The sequence below is a fragment of the Caulobacter sp. BK020 genome (assembly GCF_004342605.1).
Taxonomy (GTDB): Bacteria; Pseudomonadota; Alphaproteobacteria; order Caulobacterales; family Caulobacteraceae; genus Caulobacter.
In genome coordinates this window covers 1-1,052 of record NZ_SLZL01000047.1, presented here as the reverse complement: position 1 = coordinate 1,052, position 1,052 = coordinate 1, and the positions used below count along the sequence as shown (strand labels likewise).

General features: G+C 63.9%; 1 protein-coding gene. It reads left to right on the top strand.

Features of this window, described 5'->3' with window-relative positions; translation table 11 throughout:
- Positions 1 to 91: 91 nt before the first annotated feature.
- Positions 92 to 1,037, top strand: a protein-coding gene (locus EV278_RS23850; RefSeq protein ID WP_132096737.1) for an IS630 family transposase whose coding sequence is annotated in 2 segments (ribosomal slippage) — positions 92 to 433 and positions 435 to 1,037 — 945 coding nt in all. Because the reading frame shifts where the segments join, the coding sequence is not laid out codon by codon here.
- The last annotated feature ends 15 nt before the right edge of the window (positions 1,038 to 1,052 follow it).

The following is a 1,052-nucleotide window of genomic DNA, read 5'->3' as shown; positions in this document are numbered from 1 at the left end:
CTAGAGCGGGTTGAGGTTTAGCTGAATCGCGGGATTCCCAAATCAGCTGGCGTCTGATTCAAGATGCTGGCTGGGAAGGAGGCCAGCATGGATGGGAAAGCCCTGTTCGTTGGATCTTCGCGAGCGCGTGGTGGCAGCGGTTGAGACTGGCGGCCTGTCACGAAATCAGGCTGCGGCGCGGTTTGGCGTGGCGCCCAGTTCGGCGATCAAGTGGGTGGCGCGGTTCCGGGCGACCGGGAGCGTGGCGCCGGCCAAGATGGGCGGCCATAAGCCCCGGACGCTGCGCGGCGAGCACGCCGACTGGCTGATCGCCCGTTGCCTGGAGAAGGACTTCACCATCAGCCAACTGGTGGAAGAACTGCGCCAGGTGCGCGGGCTGAAGGTCGATCGGCGCTCGGTCTGGGAGTTCCTGCACGCCCAGGGCCTCAGCTTCAAAAAAAAGCCTGTTCGCCAAGGAGCAGGACCGGCCTGACGTCGCCCGCCGGCGTGAGCAATGGCGCAAATATCAAGGGCGCATCGACGCTGATCGCCTGGTGTTCATCGATGAGACCTGGGCCAAGACCAACATGGCGCCCCTGCGCGGCTGGAGCCCTCGTGGCTCTCGGCTCAAGGCCAAGGCCCCCTTCGGCCGCTGGAAGACCTTGACCTTCATCGCCGCCCTGAGACGGGACCGGATCGAAGCGCCCTGCCTGCTTGACGGCCCGATCAACGGCCAGGTCTTCCTGGCCTGGGTGCGAACCTTCCTGGTTCCCACGCTTGGCGCCGGCGACGTCGTCATCATGGACAACCTTGGCAGCCATCGCGGCAAGCTGGTCAGACAAGCCATCCGCCAAGCCGGCGCCAGGCTCATCTTCCTGCCGAAATACTCCCCGGACCTGAACCCCATCGAGCAGGTCTTCTCCAAACTCAAGCACCTCCTGCGAAAGGCTCAGGCCCGCTCCCACGATGGGCTGCTCAAGGCCACCGGCTTGCTCCTCAACGCCTTCCCACCAGAAGAATGCGCCAACTATCTCAGAAACTCAGGCTACGCCGCCTAATCTCAACAGGCTCTA